The sequence below is a fragment of the Curvibacter fontanus genome (assembly GCF_054780335.1).
On record NZ_BAAGWN010000004.1, the window covers coordinates 259,447 to 279,018 of the forward strand.

Annotated in this window: 16 protein-coding genes and 1 pseudogene; 16 read left to right on the plus strand and 1 reads right to left on the minus strand. The window is 64.8% G+C overall.

Annotated features, from left to right (window positions below):
* The first annotated feature begins 72 nt into the window (after positions 1 to 72).
* From ACYVH8_RS02860 to ACYVH8_RS02935, 16 genes are all read left to right on the plus strand, one after another.
* On the plus strand, positions 73 to 1,704 hold the full coding sequence (locus tag ACYVH8_RS02860; RefSeq protein ID WP_460487364.1) for a 3-(methylthio)propionyl-CoA ligase: 1,632 nt from the start codon (positions 73 to 75) through the stop codon (positions 1,702 to 1,704).
* Positions 1,705 to 1,857: 153 nt separating this feature from the next.
* Complete coding sequence (locus ACYVH8_RS02865; RefSeq protein ID WP_460487365.1) at positions 1,858 to 3,090, plus strand: branched-chain amino acid ABC transporter substrate-binding protein; 1,233 nt, start codon at positions 1,858 to 1,860, stop codon at positions 3,088 to 3,090.
* Positions 3,091 to 3,206: 116 nt separating this feature from the next.
* Positions 3,207 to 4,223, plus strand: coding sequence for a branched-chain amino acid ABC transporter permease (locus ACYVH8_RS02870; RefSeq protein ID WP_460487366.1), 1,017 nt, complete (start codon positions 3,207 to 3,209; stop codon positions 4,221 to 4,223).
* Positions 4,224 to 4,226: 3 nt separating this feature from the next.
* Complete coding sequence (locus ACYVH8_RS02875) at positions 4,227 to 5,519, plus strand: branched-chain amino acid ABC transporter permease (protein ID WP_460487367.1); 1,293 nt, start codon at positions 4,227 to 4,229, stop codon at positions 5,517 to 5,519.
* Positions 5,520 to 5,533: 14 nt separating this feature from the next.
* Positions 5,534 to 6,310, plus strand: a complete 777-nt coding sequence (locus ACYVH8_RS02880) for an ABC transporter ATP-binding protein (RefSeq protein WP_460487368.1) — start codon at positions 5,534 to 5,536, stop codon at positions 6,308 to 6,310.
* Between the two features lie 165 nt (positions 6,311 to 6,475).
* The gene (locus ACYVH8_RS02885) at positions 6,476 to 7,171 is read left to right on the plus strand and encodes an ABC transporter ATP-binding protein (RefSeq protein ID WP_460487384.1); all 696 of its coding nucleotides are present in this window, start codon (positions 6,476 to 6,478) and stop codon (positions 7,169 to 7,171) included.
* A gap of 338 nt (positions 7,172 to 7,509) precedes the next feature.
* Positions 7,510 to 9,627: a 3-hydroxyacyl-CoA dehydrogenase NAD-binding domain-containing protein gene (locus ACYVH8_RS02890; protein WP_460487369.1), complete on the plus strand. Its 2,118-nt coding sequence runs from the start codon at positions 7,510 to 7,512 to the stop codon at positions 9,625 to 9,627.
* 137 nt (positions 9,628 to 9,764) lie between these two features.
* Positions 9,765 to 10,940 carry an acetyl-CoA C-acyltransferase gene (locus ACYVH8_RS02895; RefSeq protein ID WP_460487370.1) on the plus strand — a complete coding sequence of 392 codons (1,176 nt, stop codon included), beginning with the start codon at positions 9,765 to 9,767 and terminating at the stop codon, positions 10,938 to 10,940.
* 98 nt (positions 10,941 to 11,038) lie between these two features.
* The gene (locus ACYVH8_RS02900; protein ID WP_460487371.1) at positions 11,039 to 12,889 is read left to right on the plus strand and encodes an acyl-CoA dehydrogenase; all 1,851 of its coding nucleotides are present in this window, start codon (positions 11,039 to 11,041) and stop codon (positions 12,887 to 12,889) included.
* Positions 12,889 to 13,083 (plus strand): hypothetical protein, encoded by a 195-nt coding sequence (locus tag ACYVH8_RS02905; RefSeq protein ID WP_460487372.1) that lies wholly within the window; start codon positions 12,889 to 12,891, stop codon positions 13,081 to 13,083. The genes ACYVH8_RS02900 and ACYVH8_RS02905 overlap by 1 nt, the downstream gene beginning before the upstream one ends.
* A 172-nt stretch (positions 13,084 to 13,255) precedes the next feature.
* The gene (locus ACYVH8_RS02910) at positions 13,256 to 14,047 is read left to right on the plus strand and encodes an SDR family oxidoreductase (protein ID WP_460487373.1); all 792 of its coding nucleotides are present in this window, start codon (positions 13,256 to 13,258) and stop codon (positions 14,045 to 14,047) included.
* Between the two features lie 11 nt (positions 14,048 to 14,058).
* Positions 14,059 to 14,493, plus strand: a complete 435-nt coding sequence (locus tag ACYVH8_RS02915; protein ID WP_460487374.1) for a PaaI family thioesterase — start codon at positions 14,059 to 14,061, stop codon at positions 14,491 to 14,493.
* 9 nt (positions 14,494 to 14,502) lie between these two features.
* Positions 14,503 to 15,519, plus strand: a complete 1,017-nt coding sequence (locus ACYVH8_RS02920) for an NADP-dependent oxidoreductase (RefSeq protein WP_460487375.1) — start codon at positions 14,503 to 14,505, stop codon at positions 15,517 to 15,519.
* 406 nt (positions 15,520 to 15,925) lie between these two features.
* Complete coding sequence (locus ACYVH8_RS02925; RefSeq protein WP_460487385.1) at positions 15,926 to 17,566, plus strand: isovaleryl-CoA dehydrogenase; 1,641 nt, start codon at positions 15,926 to 15,928, stop codon at positions 17,564 to 17,566.
* Positions 17,567 to 17,575: 9 nt separating this feature from the next.
* Positions 17,576 to 18,529, plus strand: coding sequence for a glutathione S-transferase family protein (locus tag ACYVH8_RS02930; protein ID WP_460487376.1), 954 nt, complete (start codon positions 17,576 to 17,578; stop codon positions 18,527 to 18,529).
* Positions 18,526 to 19,434 (plus strand): SDR family oxidoreductase, encoded by a 909-nt coding sequence (locus tag ACYVH8_RS02935; protein WP_460487377.1) that lies wholly within the window; start codon positions 18,526 to 18,528, stop codon positions 19,432 to 19,434. The genes ACYVH8_RS02930 and ACYVH8_RS02935 overlap by 4 nt, the downstream gene beginning before the upstream one ends.
* 24 nt (positions 19,435 to 19,458) lie before the next feature.
* Here the strand turns inward: ACYVH8_RS02935 and ACYVH8_RS02940 are convergent.
* Positions 19,459 to 19,572, minus strand: a pseudogene (locus tag ACYVH8_RS02940) (IS5-like element ISCARN85 family transposase); the annotation flags it as partial.

Genomic DNA, 19,572 nt, shown 5'->3' on the forward strand with positions numbered 1-19,572 from the left:
ACCCTCGGTGGTCGGGCCATTTGCTTGCGCCATACTGGCAAAAACGTGCGCACAAGAATAGGAGACCTGCCCATGCTCGGATTGATGCAAAGCCAGCCCCTGCTGATTTCCTCCCTGATCGACTTTGCCGAACGGCACCACGGGGACGGCGAGATCGTCTCGCGCCGCGTCGAAGGCGATCTCCATCGCTACCACTGGCGTGACGTGGCGGCCCGCGCCCGCCGTGTGGCCCATGCGCTGGACGCGCTGAAACTGCAGTTCAGCGACCGCGTGGCCACGCTGGCCTGGAACGGTTACCGCCACCTGGAACTGTATTTCGGCGTCAGCGGCTCGGGCCGCGTGCTGCACACCCTCAACCCACGCCTGCACCCGGACCAGATCGCCTGGATCGCCAACCACGCCGAAGACCAGGTGCTGTGCTTCGACCTGAGCTTCCTGCCCATCATCCAGGCCGTGCACGCCAAATGCACCACGGTGAAGCACTGGATCGCGCTGTGCGATGCCGACAAGCTCCCCAAAGACTCGGGCATTCCCGGCCTGCAGAGTTACGAGGCCTGGATCGCCGCCCAGCCTGCAACCTACCGTTGGCCCGAATTCGACGAGAACTCGGCCTCCAGCATGTGCTACACCAGCGGCACCACGGGCAATCCCAAGGCGGCGCTGTACAGCCACCGCTCCACCCTCCTGCACGCCTATGCCGCCGCGCTGCCCGACGTGATGTGCCTGAGCGCGCGCGATTCGGTGCTGCCGGTGGTGCCCATGTTCCACGTCAACGCCTGGGGCATCCCTTACTCGGCCGCGCTGACCGGTGCCAAGCTGGTGTTCCCGGGGCCGGCGCTGGACGGCAAGTCCATCTATGAGCTGATCGAGGCCGAGCGCGTGAGCTACGCGGCCGGCGTGCCCACCATCTGGCAGATGCTGCTCGGCCACATGAAACCCGGCGGCTTGAAATTCTCCACCCTCAAACGCACGGTGATCGGCGGCTCGGCCTGCCCGCCGGCCATGATCACCGCCTTCCGCGAGGAGTACGGTGTGGAGGTGCTGCACGCCTGGGGCATGACCGAGATGTCGCCCCTGGGCACGCTGTGCACGCTCAAGAACAAGCACCTGACGATGCCCGAGGCCGAGCAGATGAAGATCCGCCTCAAGCAGGGGCGCGCCATCTACGGCATGGACATGAAGATCGTGGGGGGCGACGGCCAGGATCTGCCCTGGGACGGCAGGTCCTACGGCGACCTGCTGGTGCGCGGGCCCTGGATCCTGCGCGAGTACTTCAAGGGCGAGGGCGGCAACCCGCTGGTCCAGGATGGCTGGTTCCCCACCGGCGACGTGGCCACCATCGACCCCGACGGTTATATGCAGATCACCGACCGCAGCAAGGACGTGATCAAGTCAGGCGGCGAGTGGATCAGCTCGATCGACGTGGAGAACATCGCCGTGGCCCATCCGGCCGTGGCCATGGCGGCCTGCATCGGCATGCGGCATCCGAAATGGGACGAGCGTCCCGTGGTCGTGGTGGTGAAGAAGCCCGGGACGGAAGTGAGCAAGGAAGATCTGCTCCGGTTCTACGAGGGCAAGACCGCCAAGTGGCAGATCCCGGACGACGTGATCTTCGTCGACGCCATCCCCCTGGGCGCCACCGGCAAGATGCTCAAGACCCGGCTGCGGGAAACGCTCAAGGACTACAAGCTGCCGGGCACCTGAGGCCCCAGGGCATGCTGAATGACCCGTCGTGTTGCAAGGTCGGATGGCCTCGGACAGCGGAGTCGCAAAGGCGATAGTTCTAGGGCAATCCCTAGCGCTGCCCCAGTTGAATTTGGTTACCCTGCAATGGTTTTGTCAACGAGGAGATTTCAAATGAAGTTCACCACGAAACTTGTGACCGCCGCCGCCATGCTGGCTTTTGCCGGTGCCGCCCTGGCCCAGAAGGGCGAAACCGTCAAGATCGCCTGGATCGATCCGCTGTCCGGCCTGATGGCCCCGGTCGGCAACAACCAGGTCCGCAGCTTCCAGTTCTTCGGCGAGAAGTTCAGCGGTGCCAATAACCCTGCGGGCGTGAAGTTCGAAATCATCGCCCTCGACAACAAGCTCAGCCCGGCCGAAAGCCTGAACCAGCTCAAGGCCGCCATCGACCAGGGCGTGCGTTACATCACCCAGGGCAACGGCTCCTCGGTGGCCGGCGCGCTGATCGACGCCGTGGCCAAGCACAACGAGCGCAACCCCGGCAAGGAAATCATCTACCTGAACCACTCGGCCGTCGACCCCGACTTCACCAACAGCAAGTGCAGCTACTGGCACTTCCGTTTCGACGCCGACACCTCCATGAAGATGGAAGCCATCACCACCTTCATGAAGGACCAGAAGGACATCAAGAACGTCTACCTGCTCAACCAGAACTACTCGCATGGCCATCAGGTCGCCAAGTTCGCCAAGGAGCTGCTCGCGCTCAAGCGTCCCGACGTGAAGATCGTCGGCGAAGACCTGCATCCGCTGGCCCAGGTGCGCGATTTCGCGCCCTACATCGCCAAGATCAAGGCTTCGGGCGCCGACACCGTGATCACCGGCAACTGGGGTTCCGACCTCGCGCTGCTGGTCAAGGCTGCCAACGAAGGCGGCTACAACGGCAAGTTCTACACCTACTACACCGGTGTGAGCGGCACGCCGACCGCCTTGGGCCAGACCAGCGCGGGCCGTGTCTTCCAGGTGTCCTACAACCACTACAACATGGGTGGTGACATGGGCAAGTGGCAGGCCGAATACAAGGCCAAGTTCAAGGACGACTTCTACACCGGCTCGGTGATCCACATCTACAAGGCCCTGGGTGAGGCCATGGCCAAGGCCAAGTCGACCGACCCGGTCAAGGTGGCTGCGGCCCTGGAAGGCCTGAAGTTCAAGAGCTACAACGGTGAAGTCGAGATGCGCAAGGCCGATCACCAGATGCAGCAGCCGCTGTACATGACGGTCTGGCAGAAGGCGGACAAGAAGTTCCCCTACAGCCCGGAAAACACCGGCATGACCCTGGCCCTGGTCAAGGAATTCCCGTCCTACGTGTCCAGCACGCCTACCAGCTGCCAGATGAAGCGTCCCTGAGTTGTCCTGATTGCAGCCAGGCAAGGGGCCCGATTGCTCTGAAAAGGTCGGGCCCTTTTCATGCCTGAGCACTTTGTAATGAGGTCTGCCATGCAGACACGGAAGGTTGTTTCCTGATGGAGTTCTTCATCATCTCCATGCTCAACGGCTTGAGCTATGGGCTCTTGCTGTTCATGCTCAGCTCCGGGCTGACGCTGATCTTCAGCATGATGGGCGTGCTCAATTTCGCCCATGCCAGCTTCTACATGCTGGGTGCCTACATCGGCTACAGCGTGGCCTCCCTGGTCGGCTTCTGGCCCGGCCTGATCGTGGCGCCGCTGCTGGTCGGGGCGCTGGGCGCGGTGTTCGAGCGCCTGGCCTTGCGCAAGGTGCACAAGTACGGCCACGTGCCGGAGCTGCTGATCACCTTCGGCCTGTCCTACATCATCCTCGAGCTGGTGCAGCTGGTCTGGGGCCGCACGGCGGTGGAGTTCCGCCCGCCCGAGCTGTTGCATGGCCCGATGTTCACGCTGGTCAACCACGCTGCCGAGGGCATCAGCCTGGTCTGGGGCATGGCGCCGGCCGAGCTTTGCGAGGCAGCCGCCTGCTCGCCGTTCCCGGCCACGCGCGGTTTCATGATGCTGGTGGCGCTGTTCATGCTGGTGTCCCTGTGGCTCATGCTCACGCGCACCCGCATCGGCCTGGTGATCCAGGCGGCACTGACGCACCCGGAGATGGTGGAGGCGCTGGGCCACAACGTGCCCCGCGTCTTCATGCTGGTGTTCGGCGCCGGCGCGGCGCTGGCCGGCCTGGGCGGTGTGATCGGTGGCAGCACCTTTGTCACCGAACCGGCCATGGCCGGCACGGTGGGCTCCGTCATCTTCGTGGTGGTGGTGGTGGGCGGGCTGGGTTCGCTCTCCGGCGCCTTCCTGGCCTCGGTGCTGATCGGTGTGATCCAGACCTTTGCCGTGGCTTTCGACTATTCCCTCGTCACACTGGCGCAGCAGCTGGGCCTGGAGCTCAGCGCGGCGGCGCGCAACAACTCGGTGCTCAAGCTCACGCTCTCGCAGGTCGCTCCCATCCTGCCCTATCTCTTCCTGGTCCTGATCCTGATCTTCCGGCCCAAGGGCCTGCTCGGTACACGGGACGAATAAGTCATGGCCAAGCAATATTACGAATTCAAGCCTTACAACGTCGGCCGCTGGATCATCTGGGGCTTCTTTGCCCTGCTGCTGTTCTTCGTGCCCAAGCTGTTCACCAGCAGCCTGTCGGTGACCATGCTCTCGCAGATGGGCATCGCCATCATCGCCTGCCTGTCCTACAACATGCTGCTGGGGCAGGGCGGCATGCTGAGCTTCGGTCACGCGGTCTACTCGGGCCTCGGCTCCTACATGGCCATCCATGCGCTGAACATGGTGAGCAAGGGGACTTTGCCCATCCCCGTGAGCCTGCTGCCCATCATCGGCGGTTTGGCCGGCATGGGTTTTGCCGTGCTCTTCGGCTACGTGACCACGCGCAAGTCCGGCACACCTTTTGCGATGATCACGCTGGGCTTGGCCGAACTGGTGTTCGCCATGTCGCTGATGTTCTCCGAATTCTTCGGCGGCGAGGCGGGCGTCTCGGGCAACCGGGTCGTGGGCCAGCCCTTCTTCGGCATCAGCTACGGGCCGGGGACCCAGGTCTACTACCTGATCGCGGTCTACACCTTTGTCTGCGTGGCGCTCATGTTCGCCTTCACGCGCACGCCGCTGGGGCGCATCCTCAACGCCGTGCGTGACAACCCGGAGCGGGTGGAGTTCATCGGCTACAGCACGCAGCGGGTGCGCTACCTGGCCTTCATCATCTCGGGTTTCTTCGCCGGCATCGCGGGCGGCCTGGGTGTCATCCTGTTCGAGATCGTCACGGCCGAGGTGGTGAGCGGGGTCCGCTCGGGCGCCTACCTGCTGTTCACCTTCCTGGGTGGCGCCACCTTCTTCTTCGGTCCCATCATCGGGGGTGTGCTGATGGTGCTGGCCTCGGTGCTGCTCTCGGAGATCACCAAGGCCTGGCTGCTGTACCTGGGCCTGATCTTCGTGTTCATGGTGATGTACGCCCCGGGTGGCATCGCCAGCCTGATCATGATGAACCTGCGTGTGGCCAGTTTCGGCTTCCTGCGCAAGCTCTGGGTCAGCTACCTGGGCCTCGCCATCTCGGCCCTGGTGCTCTTGCTGGGCGCAGCGGTGCTGATCGAGATGATCTATCACCTTCAGCTCAACCTCTCGATGGGACCCGAGTTGAGTTTCATCGGCATCCCGCTCAACGCGCACAGCCCGGACCACTGGTTCGGCGGCGCCTTCGTGCTGCTGACGGGCCTGGGCCTGTTCGAGTTGTGCCGCCGCCATTACGTGCACGAATGGGGTGAGATCCAGGAAGACATCGAGAAGGAAATCAAGCGGAGGGAAGCGCTATGAGCGGGGCGGATCCTATGAAGCAGCCCGCACTGGAGCTCAAGGATTTGCGCAAGAGTTTTGGCAGGGCCGAGATCATCCGCGGTGTCGATCTGGCGGTACAAGCCGGTGAACGCGTGGCCGTGATCGGCCCCAATGGCGCCGGCAAGTCCACGCTGTTCAACCTGATCAGCGGGCGTTTCGGCCCCAGCAGCGGCGAGGTGCTGCTGCACGGCAAGCGCATCGACGGCATGAAGCCCTACGAGATCAACCGCATGGGCCTGGCGCGCAGCTTCCAGATCACCAACATCTTCCCCAAGCTCAGCGTGTTCGAGAACCTGCGTTGCGCCGTGCTCTGGAGCATGGGCTACCGCTACACCTTCTTCAAGTTCTTGGCCGATCTGGACGATGTCAACGACCGCACCGAGGAGCTGCTGGAGATGATCCGCCTGGACAAGAAGCGCGACATCCTGGCCGTGAACCTGACCTATGCCGAGCAGCGGGCGCTGGAGATCGGCGTCACCATCGCCGGCGGCGCCAGCGTGATTCTGCTGGACGAACCCACGGCCGGCATGAGCAAGAGCGAGACCACGCGTTTCATCAAGCTGATCCGCGAAGTCACCGAAGGCAAGACCCTGTTGACCGTGGAGCACGACATGGGCGTGGTTTTCGGACTGGCCGACAAGATCGCGGTGGTGGTCTACGGCGAGCTGCTGGCCTTCGACACGCCGGAGGCCGTGCGCGCCAACGCGCGCGTGCAGGAAGCCTACCTCGGCTCGACCGTGGCCGATTCGCAGGTGGGGGGGCACGGATGAGTTACACCCCCGTGGCTGGCCCACTGCGTGTGGCCAGGCCTCCCACCCTCAAGGGGGCAACACCAGTGGCCCGGCGAAGCCGGTGCCACGGTGTTTCCCGCACGGATCACTGCGCGCGTTGCAGGATTCCCGATATTCAAGCTTGGTGCCATTGACATGTCTGCTTTGTTGAAAGTTGAGAGCCTGCACGCCTTTTATGGCAAGAGCCATGTGCTGCATGGCGTGCATTTCGAGGTGCAGCCCGGCGAGATCGTCGCCCTGCTGGGGCGCAACGGTTCGGGCCGCTCGACCACGGCCAAGGCCGTCATGGGCCTGGTCGATTGTGCCGGCAGCGTCAAATGGAAGGGCCAGGAGATCCAGGGCAGGAAGGCCTTCGAGATCGCCCACCTGGGCGTGGGTTATGTGCCCGAGAACCGCGACATCTTCCCCGACCTGACCGTGCACCAGAACCTGATGCTGGGCGAGAAGGGCAAGGGCCGCACCAGCCGCTGGAACTTCGACGACATGTACGCCATGTTCCCGCGCCTCAAGGAACGCCAGCACACCGAAGCCGGTGTGCTGTCAGGCGGTGAGCAGCAGATGCTGACCCTGTGCCGCACCCTCATGGGCGACCCGGACCTGATCATCATCGACGAGCCGACCGAAGGTCTGGCGCCCAAGATCGTGGAACTGGTGGGCCAGTACCTGAAGACACTCAAGGACCGCGGCATCTCGGTGCTGCTGATCGAGCAGAAGCTGACCATCGCCATGGCCATCTCCGACCGCGCCCTGGTCATGGGGCACGGCAGCATCGTCTTCGAGGGCACCCCCGAGGCGCTGCGCAACGACAGCTATACCCGCAAGGAGTGGCTCGAGGTCTGAAAACTTGTGAATAAATCTACTGCGCTTGCCCGTCTCCGCGTTGGGCTGTGTTGGCTCCGGCCGCTGCGCTTAACTTTTGCTGTGCAAAAGTTAGCCTGCGCCGCAACTGCGTTGTCGGAATCCTCACGTACAGGAAGTACGTTCCGGTTCCTGCGCTCCGTCCGCCTTGCGCTCGGGCCGCTCGCTACGATTTCTTCACAAGTTTGGAGCGCTGTGCGCCGGCACAGTGGAGGGCTTGTCCCAGCCGTGACAAGCCCTCGTTGCATCGCAACATAAACCTTCTACAATCAAAAATCGAACGATCGTTCTATTTTCCGAACCACCCGAGGAACGCAAGCATGAGCGCTGAATACAAGGTGCATGGCGACGTCGCCGTGATCACGCTGAACAACCCGCCCGTCAACGGCCTGGGCTATGAAACCCGCAAGGGCATCACCGAAGCGCTGGCCCGGGCCAACGCCGACGGCAAGGTCGGGGCCATCGTCATCACGGGTGCGGGCAAGGCCTTCTCGGGCGGCGCCGACATCAAGGAATTCGGCACACCCAAGGCCCTGCAGGAACCCAATCTGCTGAGCGTCATCCTGGCCGTGGAGAACTCGGCCAAGCCCGTGGTGGCCGCCATGCACACCATCGCCATGGGCGGTGGCCTGGAACTGCCCCTGGGCTGCCATTACCGCATTGCCGCGCCAGGCTGCAAGGTGGCCCTGCCCGAAGTCAAGCTCGGGCTCATCCCCGGCGCCGGCGGCACGCAACGCCTGCCGCGCGCCCTGGGTGTGGAACCCGCGCTGAACATGATCGTCAGCGGCGAGCCCGTGCCCAGCGAGATGCTGGCCCAGGTGCCCGGCCAGAAGCTGTTCGACAAGCTGGCCCAGTCCAACGAGACCCTGCTGGACGAGGCCATCGCCCTGGCGCAGGAAAAGGCCGAAGAACTGGCGAAAACGGGTGGCCCCTTGCCCCTGGTGCGCAACCTGCCGGCCAAGCATCCGCAGGGCGATGCCTACTTCCAGTTCGCCCGCAATATGGTGGGCGGCATGAGCAAGAATTTTCCGGCCCCGCTCAAGTGCGTGGACGCCGTGGAGGCCGCCACCAGGAAGAAGTTCGACGACGGCCTGCTCTTCGAGCGCGAGATCTTCATCAACCTGATGTGGACGCCCGAGTGCCGCGCGCTGCGCCACATCTTCACGGCCGAACGCGCCGCCTCCAAGATCCCCGACGTGCCGGAAGACACGCCGAAGCGCGAGATCAAGGCCGTGGCCGTGATCGGCGCCGGCACCATGGGCGGCGGCATCACCATGAACTTCCTGAACGCCGGCATCCCCGTGAAGATGCTGGAGATGAAGCAGGAGGCGCTGGACCGCGGCCTGGCCACCATCCGCAAGAACTACGAAGCCCAGGTCACCAAGGGCAAGCTGAAGGCAGACAAATACGAGCAGCGCATGGCCCTGCTGTCGACCACGCTGAACTACGAGGACCTGAAGGACGCCGACCTCGTGATCGAGGCCGTGTTCGAGGAGATGGGCGTCAAGGAAACCGTGTTCAAGAAACTCGACGAAGTCATGAAACCCGGTGCCATCCTGGCCTCCAACACCTCCACGCTGGACGTCAACAAGATCGCTTCTTTTACCCAGCGTCCGCAGGACGTGGTGGGCCTGCATTTCTTCAGCCCGGCCAACGTCATGAAGCTGCTGGAAGTGATCCGCGGCGCCAAGACCGGGAAGGACGTGCTGGCCACCGTGATGGCCGTCGCCAAGACCATCAAGAAGACCGCCGTGGTCTCGGGTGTCTGCGACGGTTTCATCGGCAACCGCATGATCGAGCAGTACAGTCGCCAGGCCGGCTTCCTGATCGAGGAGGGCGCCACGCCCGAGCAGGTCGACAAGGCGGTCGAGAAATTCGGCTTTGCCATGGGCCCCTTCCGCATGGGCGATCTGGCCGGCAACGACATCGGCTGGGCCATTCGCAAGCGCCGTTATGTGGAGAAGCCGGGCATGAAGTACAGCAAGACGGCCGATCTGCTGTGCGAACTGGGCCGTTATGGCCAGAAGACCGGCGCCGGCTGGTACGACTACAAGCCGGGCAAGCGCGACGCCATCCCCAGCCCGCTGGTGGTGGACATGATCGAGAAACACCGCAAGACTATGGGCATCACCCCGCGCAAGATTTCCGACGAAGAAATCGTGCAGCGCCTGGTCTACGCCCTGGTCAACGAGGGCGCGCACATCCTGGAAGAGGGCATCGCCTCGCGCGCCAGCGACATCGACATGGTCTACCTGACCGGCTACGGCTTCCCCATCCATCGGGGTGGCCCCATGCAGTACGCCGACACGGTCGGCCTGTTCAACGTGGCCCAGAGCATGCAGCGTTTTGCCCGGAACCCGCTGGACGACGCCCAATTCTGGCAGCCGGCGCCATTGCTGGCCAAGCTGGTGGCGGAAGGAAAGTCATTCAATGGTTGATGACGAAATGACGGCGCCGCTACGCAGCTTCAATGACGGCGCCTGCGGCGCCATGACTTGATTCATGCGGGCGTAGCCTGCGTCATCGATGCGCCGTCAGGCGCGAGGTCATTCTGTCATCCTGAAAGGAGAAGATCATGAGCAAAGCAGTTATCGTTTCCACCGCCCGCACCCCCCTGGCCAAGAGCTGGAAGGGCGCTTTCAACATGACCCACGGCGCCACCCTCGGTGGCCACGCCGTGCAGCACGCCATCCAGCGCGCCGGCATCGACGCCGGCGAAGTGGACGACGTGCTCATGGGCTGCGCTACGCCCGAGGGCGCTACGGGCTCCAACATCGCGCGCCAGATCGCCCTGGCCGCGGGCTGCCCGGTCACCGTCTCGGGTGTGACCATCAACCGTTTCTGCTCCTCGGGCCTGCAGACCATCGCCATGGCCGCGCAACGCATCATTGCCGGCGAGGGCGATGTCTACGTGGCCGGCGGCGTGGAGAGCATCTCCTGCGTGCAGAACGAGGCCAATCGCCACATGATCACGGACCCGGCCCTGCTCAAGGCCAAGCCCGAGATCTACTGGAACATGTTGCAGACCGCCGAGCAGGTGGCCAAGCGTTACGACATCGGCCGCGACGTGATGGACGAGTACGGTGCTGCCAGCCAGCAGAAGGCCTGCGCGGCCCAGGCCGCCGGCCTGTTCAGCGCCGAGATCGCCCCGATCACGGTGACGGCCGGTGTGGCCGACAAGACCCTGGGCCTGATCACCAGGAAAGTCACGGTGAGCGCGGACGAAGGCCTGCGCGAAGGCACGACGAAGGAAGGCATCAGCGGCATCAAGCCGGCCATGCCCGGCGGCGTGATCTCGGCCGGCAACGCCAGCCAGTTTTCCGACGGCGCCGGTGCCTGCGTGCTCATGAGCGAAGAACTCGCCAGCAAACGCGGCTTCAAGCCTCTCGGTCGTTTCCTCGGGTTTGCCGTGGCCGGTTGCGAACCCGACGAGATGGGCATCGGCCCCGTGTTTGCCGTGCCCAAGGTGTTGAAGCGCCTGGGCCTGAAGGTGTCGGACATCGACCTCTGGGAACTCAACGAAGCCTTCGCCGTGCAGGTGCTCTACTGCCGCGACAAGCTGGGCATCCCGGCCGATCGTCTCAACGTCAACGGCGGCGCCATTGCGGTCGGCCACCCCTATGGCGTCAGCGGCCAGCGCCTGACCGGCCACGCGCTCATCGAAGGCAAGCGCCGTGGCGCCAAACGTGTTGTCGTGACGATGTGTATCGGCGGCGGCATGGGTGCTGCCGGGGTCTTTGAGGTGCTTTGATGACGAAATGACGCCGCCTGTGGCGGGTATGACGGAATGACCTGAAACCTCGCGATCATTTTGTCATCGATGCGTAGCGAGGTCATTTTGTCATTGCCATGCCATCTCCGCGCTCCACGATCGACTTCCTGCTCCACGACTGGTTGCATGTCGAGCAACTGACTCAGCGTGCGCGTTTCGCCGACCACAGCCGCGAGACTTTCGATGCGGTGCTCGACACCTGCGAGCGCATCGCGCGCGAGAAATACGCCCCCTTCAACCGCACGGTGGACACCGAGGAACCGCGTTTCGACGGCGAGAAGGTCATCCTGCCCCGGGCCACGCACGAGGCGCAGAAGGCTTACGCCGAGTCCGGCATGCTCAGCGCGGCGCAGGACTACGAGGTGGGCGGCATGCAGTTGCCCTATACCGTGGAGGCCGCGGCCAATTCCTTCTTCGCCATGGCTTCGATCAGCATCGGCTCGGGCATGCTCACCTCGGGCAACGCCAACCTGCTGATGGCGCACGGTACGGACCTGCAGAAAGCGGTCTTCGCGAAGAACGAGTTCGCGGGCCGCTTCTCGGGCACCATGTGCCTGAGCGAGCCTCAGGCCGGCTCGTCCTTGAGCGACATCGCCAGCCGCGCCGTGCCGGATGGCGCCGATTTCCAGAACGATCCCCTGGGGCCGCGCTACCGCCTCAAGGGCAACAAGATGTGGATCTCGGCCGGCGAACACGAGCTGACCGAGAACATCATCCACCTCGTGCTGGCCAAGATTCCCGGCCCCGACGGCAAGCCCGTGCCGGGCACCCGCGGCATCTCGCTTTTCATCGTGCCCAAGAAACTCGTGGACACGCAGGGGCAGCTGACCGGCGAACGCAACGACGTGGCCCTGGCGGGCCTGAACCACAAATGCGGCTGGCGTGGCACGACCAACACGCTGCTGAACTTCGGTGAGGGCAAATACCCCGTGCGCGGCCCTTCGACAGGCTCAGGACAGGCTGAAGCCGGGGCGATCGGCTACCTCGTGGGCCAGCCCGGCCAGGGCCTGCGCTGCATGTTCCACATGATGAACGAGGCGCGCATCGGCATCGGCATGGCCGCCACCATGCTGGGCATGGCCGGCTACCAGGCCAGCCTGGAGTACGCGAAGAACCGCCCGCAGGGCCGGCCCATGGGACCAGCGGGAAAGGACGCGGCCCAGCCGCAGATCCGCATCATCGAACACGCCGACATCAAGCGCATGCTGCTGGCCCAGAAATCCTGGTGCGAAGGATCGCTGGCCCTGCAGCTCTATTGCGCCCGCCTGGTCGACGAGCAGCACACGGGCATGCCTGCTGCTGCCGACGAAGCCCGCCTGCTGCTGGAGGTGCTGACCCCGATTGCCAAGAGCTGGCCCAGCGAGTGGTGCCTGGAGGCCAATTCCCTGGCCATCCAGATCCACGGTGGTTACGGCTATACGCGCGATTTCCCGGTCGAACAATACTGGCGTGACAACCGCCTCAACATGATCCACGAGGGCACGCACGGCATCCAGGCCCTGGACCTGCTGGGCCGCAAGGTGTTGATGGAGGAGGGCCGGGGCCTGCAGTTGCTGGCCGGCCGCATGACGGCTACCATCGCCCGCGCCCAGAAGCAGGCCGAACTGGCCCCCTATGCCGCCCAGCTGGCCCAGGCCCTGCAGCAGGTCGGTGCAGCCACGAAAGCCGCCTGGTCCACGGGCCAGCCTGGCGAGGCCCTGGCCAATGCCGTGCCCTATCTGCAGGCTTTTGGCCACACGGTGCTGGCCTGGATCTGGCTGGAGGTGGCGCTGGCCGCTCAGACCGGCGACCTGGACGCGGGCAAGCGCGGCCGCCTCTTGTCAGCGCAATATTTCTTCCGATATGAATTGCCGAAAATCGGCGCCTGGCTTAAGGTGGTGGAATCCCGTGACATGACGTGTGCGGAATTTCCTGAGGAGGCGTTCTGATGGCAACTGAAATCAACAAACTTCGCGTCGAGCGGCTGGTCTGGATCCTGGTCTACGGCGGGCTGCTGACGCTGGTGCTGGGCATGTTCCTGCAGCGTTATGACAGGCTGCTGGCCGACATCTTCCAGATCTGCGGCACCATCGTCGCGGGCGCCGGGGCCCTGCTGATCTGGGTCCGCTCCCGCATGAAATAACCAGGGCCTGTTCACACTCATTTCTCAAGATGCGTTGCGGATCAAAAAAGTCATGCGGTAGGCGCGTGGGCGCCGCCGGGGTAACCCCCGGCCACAGTCCGCGCAACACCCCGCATGGCTTTTTTGGCCGCAACCCGTAGGGAACAGGCCCTAAGAACAAAGGCAGACCACCATGACACGCAGCATCCAGCAACTTTTCGACCTGAAGGGCAAGACCGCCCTGATCACCGGCGGCTCGCGCGGCCTGGGCCTGCAACTGGCCCAGGCGCTGGGCGAGGCCGGCGCGCGCGTGATGCTCAGCGCCCGCAAGGCCGACGAACTCGAGGTGGCCGTGGCCGACCTGCAGGCCGCCGGCATCGATGCGCGCTGGATCGCCGCCGACTGCGCCCGCGAAGAGGACATCCACCGCCTGGCCGATGAAACCATGCAGCGCATGGGCGAGGTGGACATCCTGGTCAACAACGCCGGCGCCGCCTGGGGCGCGCCCGCCGAAGACCACCCCCTTCCCGCCTGGGACAAGGTGATGAACCTCAACATCCGCGGTTATTTCATCCTGAGCCAGGTGATCGGCAAGAAGAGCATGATCCCGCGCAAGACGGGCCGCATCATCAACGTGGCCTCCATCGCCGGCCTGGGTGGCAACCCGCCCGAGATGACCACGATCGCCTACAACACCTCCAAGGGCGCCGTCATCAATTTCACGCGCGCACTGGCCGCCGAATGGGGCAAGTACAGCATCAACGTCAACGCCATCTGCCCGGGTTTCTTCCCCAGCAAGATGACGGCCGGCACCCTGGCCGCCTGGGGCGAGGAGAACCTGAAGAAACACGCCCCTCTGCAGCGCCTGGGCGACGACGAGGACCTCAAGGGCCTGTGCGTGCTTTACGCCTCGGACGCCGGCAAGCACATCACCGGCCAGTGGCTGGCGGTGGACGGCGGCGTCAGCTGCGTGACCGGCGGCTGAAGGCGGGTGACATGAGTATTCCCTTTGGCGTGCGCATTCCCTTTGTCGAGCACCTGGGTTTCACCCTGGAGCGCTTCGAGGACGGCCAGTCCGAACTCCATTACGAGCCCCAAGCCGAGCACCTGAACTCCTTTGCCGTCACGCACGGCGGTGCCACCATGACGCTGATGGACGTGACCATGGCCACGGCGGCGCGCAGCGTGCAGCCCGACATGGGCGTGGTGACCATCGAGATGAAGACCAGCTTCATGCAGGCCGCGCGCGGCAAGCTCACCGGCAAGGGCCGGCTCATCCACCGTACCGCCACCCTGGCGTTCACCGAGGCCACGATCTTCGACGCCGAGGGCAAACCTTGTTCGCACGCCACCGGCACCTTCAAGTACGTTCGGCGCCTGCCCACCGGCCCCAAGGACAGCAACGCGCTGAACGTGATTTCCACTGACTGAGAGACAACCATGCCCACGAACCGCCAGATCCTGCTCGACAACCGCCCCGAAGGCGAAGCCACCTCGGGCAACTTCAAGCTCGTCACCACCAACACGCCCGCCCTGCAGGATGGCCAGGTGCTGGTACGCCACCATTACCTGAGCCTGGACCCGTACATGCGCGGCCGCATGAACGACAGCAAGAGCTACGCGCAGCCGCAGCCCCTGGGCGAGGTCATGATCGGCGGCACCGTGGGTGAGGTGGTGGAAAGCCGCCACCCCAAGTTCGCTGCCGGCGACAAGGTCGTGGGCATGGGGGGCTGGCAGCAGTACAGCGTGGTCGACGCCAACCAGCCTGGCGCCGTGCGCAAGGTCGACACCACGCACGTGCCGCTGAGCCACTACCTGGGCGCCGTGGGCATGCCGGGCGTGACGGCCTGGTACGGCCTGGTGAAGATCATCAACCCCAAGGCCGGCGAGACCATGGTGGTCAGCGCCGCTTCGGGCGCCGTCGGCAGCGCCTACGGGGCGCTGGCCAAGGCGCGCGGCTGCCGCGTGGTGGGCATTGCCGGCGGCAAGGACAAATGCGACTACGTGGTCAACGAGCTCGGCTTCGACGCCTGCATCGACTACAAGCAGCACAAGGACGCGGGCTCGCTGTCCAAGGCCCTCAAGCAGGCCTGCCCCAAGGGCATCGACGGCTATTTCGAGAACGTGGGTGGTTTGGTGCTCGATGCGGTGCTCTCGCGTATGAACGCGCACGGACGCATCGCCGTCTGCGGCATGATCGCCGGCTACGACGGCCAGCCCGTGCCCTTGACCTATCCGCAGCTCATCCTGACCAACCGGCTCAAGGTGCAGGGTTTCATCGTCAGCGAGCACATGGAAGTGTGGCCCGAGGCCCTCAAGGAACTCGGCACCCTGGTGGGCACGGGCAAGCTGCGTCCGCGCGAGAGCGTGGCCCCGAACCTGGAAGCCGCACCCGAGGCTTTCCTGGGCCTGCTCAAGGGGAAGAACTTCGGCAAGCAGCTTGTCAAGCTGATCTGAGCCGGCTACTGCGCAGCCTTCATGCGTCGTTGGTCGGTGCTCGAAATCCTCACGTACGTTCAAGTACGTTCCGGTTTCTGCGCTCCGTCCGCCTAGGGCCTGTTCACACTCATTTCATAAGATGCGTTGCGGATCAAAAAAGTCATGCGGTAGGCGCGTGGACGCCGCCGGGGTAGGCCCCCGGCAAGTCCGCGCAACACCCCGCATGGCTTTTTTGGCCGCAACCCGAAGGGAACATGGTGAAAACCACGCCACTCGTTGTTGCACTCCTCGCCCAGGCGGTCAGCCTGGGCGTCGTCGCGCGCCTAGATTGGCGCGGTTTTAACCATGTTCGCACTTGCGAAATGAGTGTGAACAGGCCCTAGCCTGAAAGCCGCTCGCGACGCCGGAAGACAAGGGGGACATGATGCACGCCACGCATGAGGTCTTCAACCAGCCCGCGCCGCTGGTTGACTACAACCTGTACGAGACCAACCGGCCGCTGCAGGACGCGCTGCGCTTCAACGCGCCGCAACTCGACACCGCAGCGCTGAGTTGCCTGGGCGCGGCCGTTGGCACGGCGGAGATGCAAACCCACGCGCGCCTCGCCAATGTGCATGCGCCACAGCTGCACAGCCACGACCGCCAGGGCCGGCGCATCGACCAGGTGGAATTCCACCCGAGCTACCACTCTCTCATGGCTGCCGCGGTCGGCGCGGGCCTGCATGGCACGCCCTGGGCCGGTGAAGGAACATCGCCCCACGTGCAGCGCGCCGCGGGCTTCATGCTCTTCACCGAGCTCGAGCCCTCCATGCTCTGTCCGATTTCCATGAGCTATGCGGCCACGCCGGCCCTGCGCCGCAACCCGGCCGTCTATGCCGAGTGGGGGCCGAAACTGACCAGCCGGGCCTACGACCCGCTGCTCAAGCCGCTGGGCCAGAAAGCCGGTGTGACCATGGGCATGGGCATGACGGAAAAGCAGGGCGGTTCGGACGTGCGCGCGAACACGACACAGGCGGTGGCAGATGGCAGCGACGCCTGGGGCGCGCGTTATCGCATCACGGGCCACAAATGGTTCTTCTCGGCGCCCATGTGCGACGCCTTCCTCGTGCTGGCCCAGGCACCGGGGGGATTGAGTTGCTTCTTCCTGCCGCGCGTGCTGCCCGACGGCACGCTCAACGCGCTCTACATCCAGCGCCTCAAGGACAAGCTGGGCAACAAGGCCAATGCCAGCTCCGAGGTGGAGTTCGTGCAGGCCGCGGCCTGGCTGGTGGGTGAAGAGGGGCGCGGCGTGCCGCAGATTCTCGAGATGGGCACCATGACCCGGCTCGATTGCGCACTGGGCACCAGCGGCCTGATGCGCCAGGCCCTGGTGCTGGCCCTGAACCACACGCGCCAGCGTTTGGCGTTTGGCAAGCCCCTGATCGAGCAGGACCTCATGCGCAATGTGCTGGCAGACCTGGCGCTGGAGAGCGAGGCCGCGACCGCCCTGTCCATCCGGCTGGCCCGTGCCTTCGATCGGCCCGGCGACGCGCACGAGCAGCTCATGGCGCGCCTGCTCACGCCCGTGGCCAAGTTCTGGATCTGCAAGCGCGGTGCAGGTTACGCCCAGGAGGCCATGGAGTGCCTGGGGGGCAACGGTTATGTGGAAGAGGGCGGTGAGGGCGTGATGGCGCGCATCTACCGCGAAATGCCGGTCAACTCGATCTGGGAAGGCGCGGGCAACATCATGGCGCTGGATCTCTTGCGTGCGCTGCACAAGGGCGATGTCGCCAGCGCGCTGGCACAGGAACTGGCCCCGGCCCTGGGCCAGCATGCGGCGCTCGACCGTCTCGCGCGCAGCCTGCCCCGGCGTGTTGAAGCCATGGCCACCGAGATCGAGGCCCGCCGCCTGGCGCAGGACGTGGCCCTGGCCGTGCAAGCTGCGTTGCTAGCGCAAAGTGCGCCCGCAGCCGTGTTTGCCGCCTTCTGCGCCTCACGCCTGAATGGCGACTGGGGCCAGACGTTCGGCAGCCTGGGAGCGAACACGGATTTCAGCGCCATCCTGGCCCGCGCGCTGCCTCAATGACATCCTGATATGAACGACCTGATCCTTCACCACTACGCCAGCTCGCCTTTTTCGGAAAAGATCAGGCTCATCCTCGGTCACAAAGGCTTGTCCTGGAAATCTGTCACCGTGCCGAGCATCCTGCCCAAGCCGGACGTGATGGCCCTGACCGGCGGCTACCGCAAGACACCCTTCCTGCAGATCGGCTCGCACATCTACTGCGACACGGCCCTGATCTGCGACGTGCTGGAGCAACTGCAGCCCGAACCCGCCCTGTACCCGGCCACGCACAAGGGCCTGGCCCGCGTGGTGGCCCAGTGGGCTGACGAGCGCCTGTTCTGGGCCGCCATGAGCTACAACTTCCAGCCCAAGGGCATCGCCCAGGTGTTCGGTGGCGGTACGCCCGAGCAGTGGGGCCCGATCGCCAAGACCTTCGGTGAAGACCGCGCGCGCATGCGCACGGCCGTGCCACGCGCGCCCGCGCCCGATGCCGCGGCGGCCTACCGCAGCTACCTGCGCCGGCTCTCGGACATGCTGCACGGGCAGCGCTACCTGCTGAGCGACGCGCCCTGCGTCGCCGATTTCGCGGCCTACCACCCGCTCTGGTTCACGCAGACCCAGACCCCTGCGATGGCCGGCATCCTGGAGGCCACGCCCCCCGTCCGGGCCTGGATGGCGCGCATGGCCGCCATCGGGCACGGTAGCCGCACTGAACTGGATGCCTCGGCGGCCATCGCGCATTGCGCAGCATCCCCTGACAGCGGCGCCCTGCTGCCCGAGCATCCCTTCCAGGACGAGCACGGCATTCCCCTGGGCAGCCGCGTCAGCATCTTCAGCGACAGTTTCGGGCCCGAACCCAGCAGCGGTGAGCTGGTCGCGGCCACCCGCCTGCATTACACGATCCGCCGCGTCGATGAACGTGCCGGCCCGGTCCACGTGCATTTCCCCCGCATCGGCTACGTACTCAAAAAGGAAGAGACATGATCAAGGATTTCGCCGGCAAGACGGCTGTGCTGACCGGCGCCGGTTCCGGCTTCGGACTGGAGTGCGCGCGCATCGGCGCGCGGCTGGGCATGAAACTGGTGCTGGCCGATGTGCAGCAGGATGCGCTGGACCGTGCCGCGGCAGAGATGAAGGCCGCCGGCGCCGAGGTGCTGGCCCAGCAGCTCGACGTTTCGGATGCCGCGCAGATGGAGCATCTGGCGCAGCGCGTGCAGGAGCGCTTCGGCGCGCCGCATTTCGTCTTCAACAACGCCGGCGTTGGCGCCGGCGGCCTGGTCTGGGAAAACACGGTGCAGGACTGGCGCTGGGTGCTGGGCGTCAACCTCTGGGGCGTGATCCACGGCGTGCGCCTGTTCACCCCCATGATGCTGAAGGCCGCGCAGAAGGATCCGTCCTACCGCGGCCACATCGTGAACACCGCCAGCATGGCCGGCCTGCTGAACCCGCCGAACATGGGGGTCTACAACGTCAGCAAACATGCGGTGGTCTCGCTCAGCGAGACCCTTTACCAGGACCTGGCCCTGGTGACGGAGCAGGTGGGCGCCTCGGTGCTGTGCCCCTATTTCGTGCCCACCGGCATCCACCAGAGCGAACGCAATCGCCCGGGTGAACTCGCCGTGGCCAAGCCCACACGCAGCCAGCTGATCGGCCAGGCCATGAGCGACAAGGCCGTGAGTTCGGGCAAGGTGACGGCCGCCGAGGTGGCGCAGAAAGTCTTTGATGCGATGGCGGGCGGGCAGTTCTACATCTACAGCCATCCCAAGGCCATCGCTTCGGTGCAGACCCGGCTGGAAGACATCATGCAAGCCCGCAATCCGACCGATCCCTTCGCCCACAAGCCCGAACTCGGCGTGGAACTGCGCAAGGCCCTGCGCGCGACGGGCTGAGAAGAGCCTGCCGCCTAGGGCCTGTTAACACAAACCACGAAGGCCATCTGCCACGAGCACGAAGCTGAGAAAGCCAAGAAACATTGCATCGAGTTTCTCGAACCGAGAGAAGATGCGTCGGTAGCCCTTGAGCCGCCT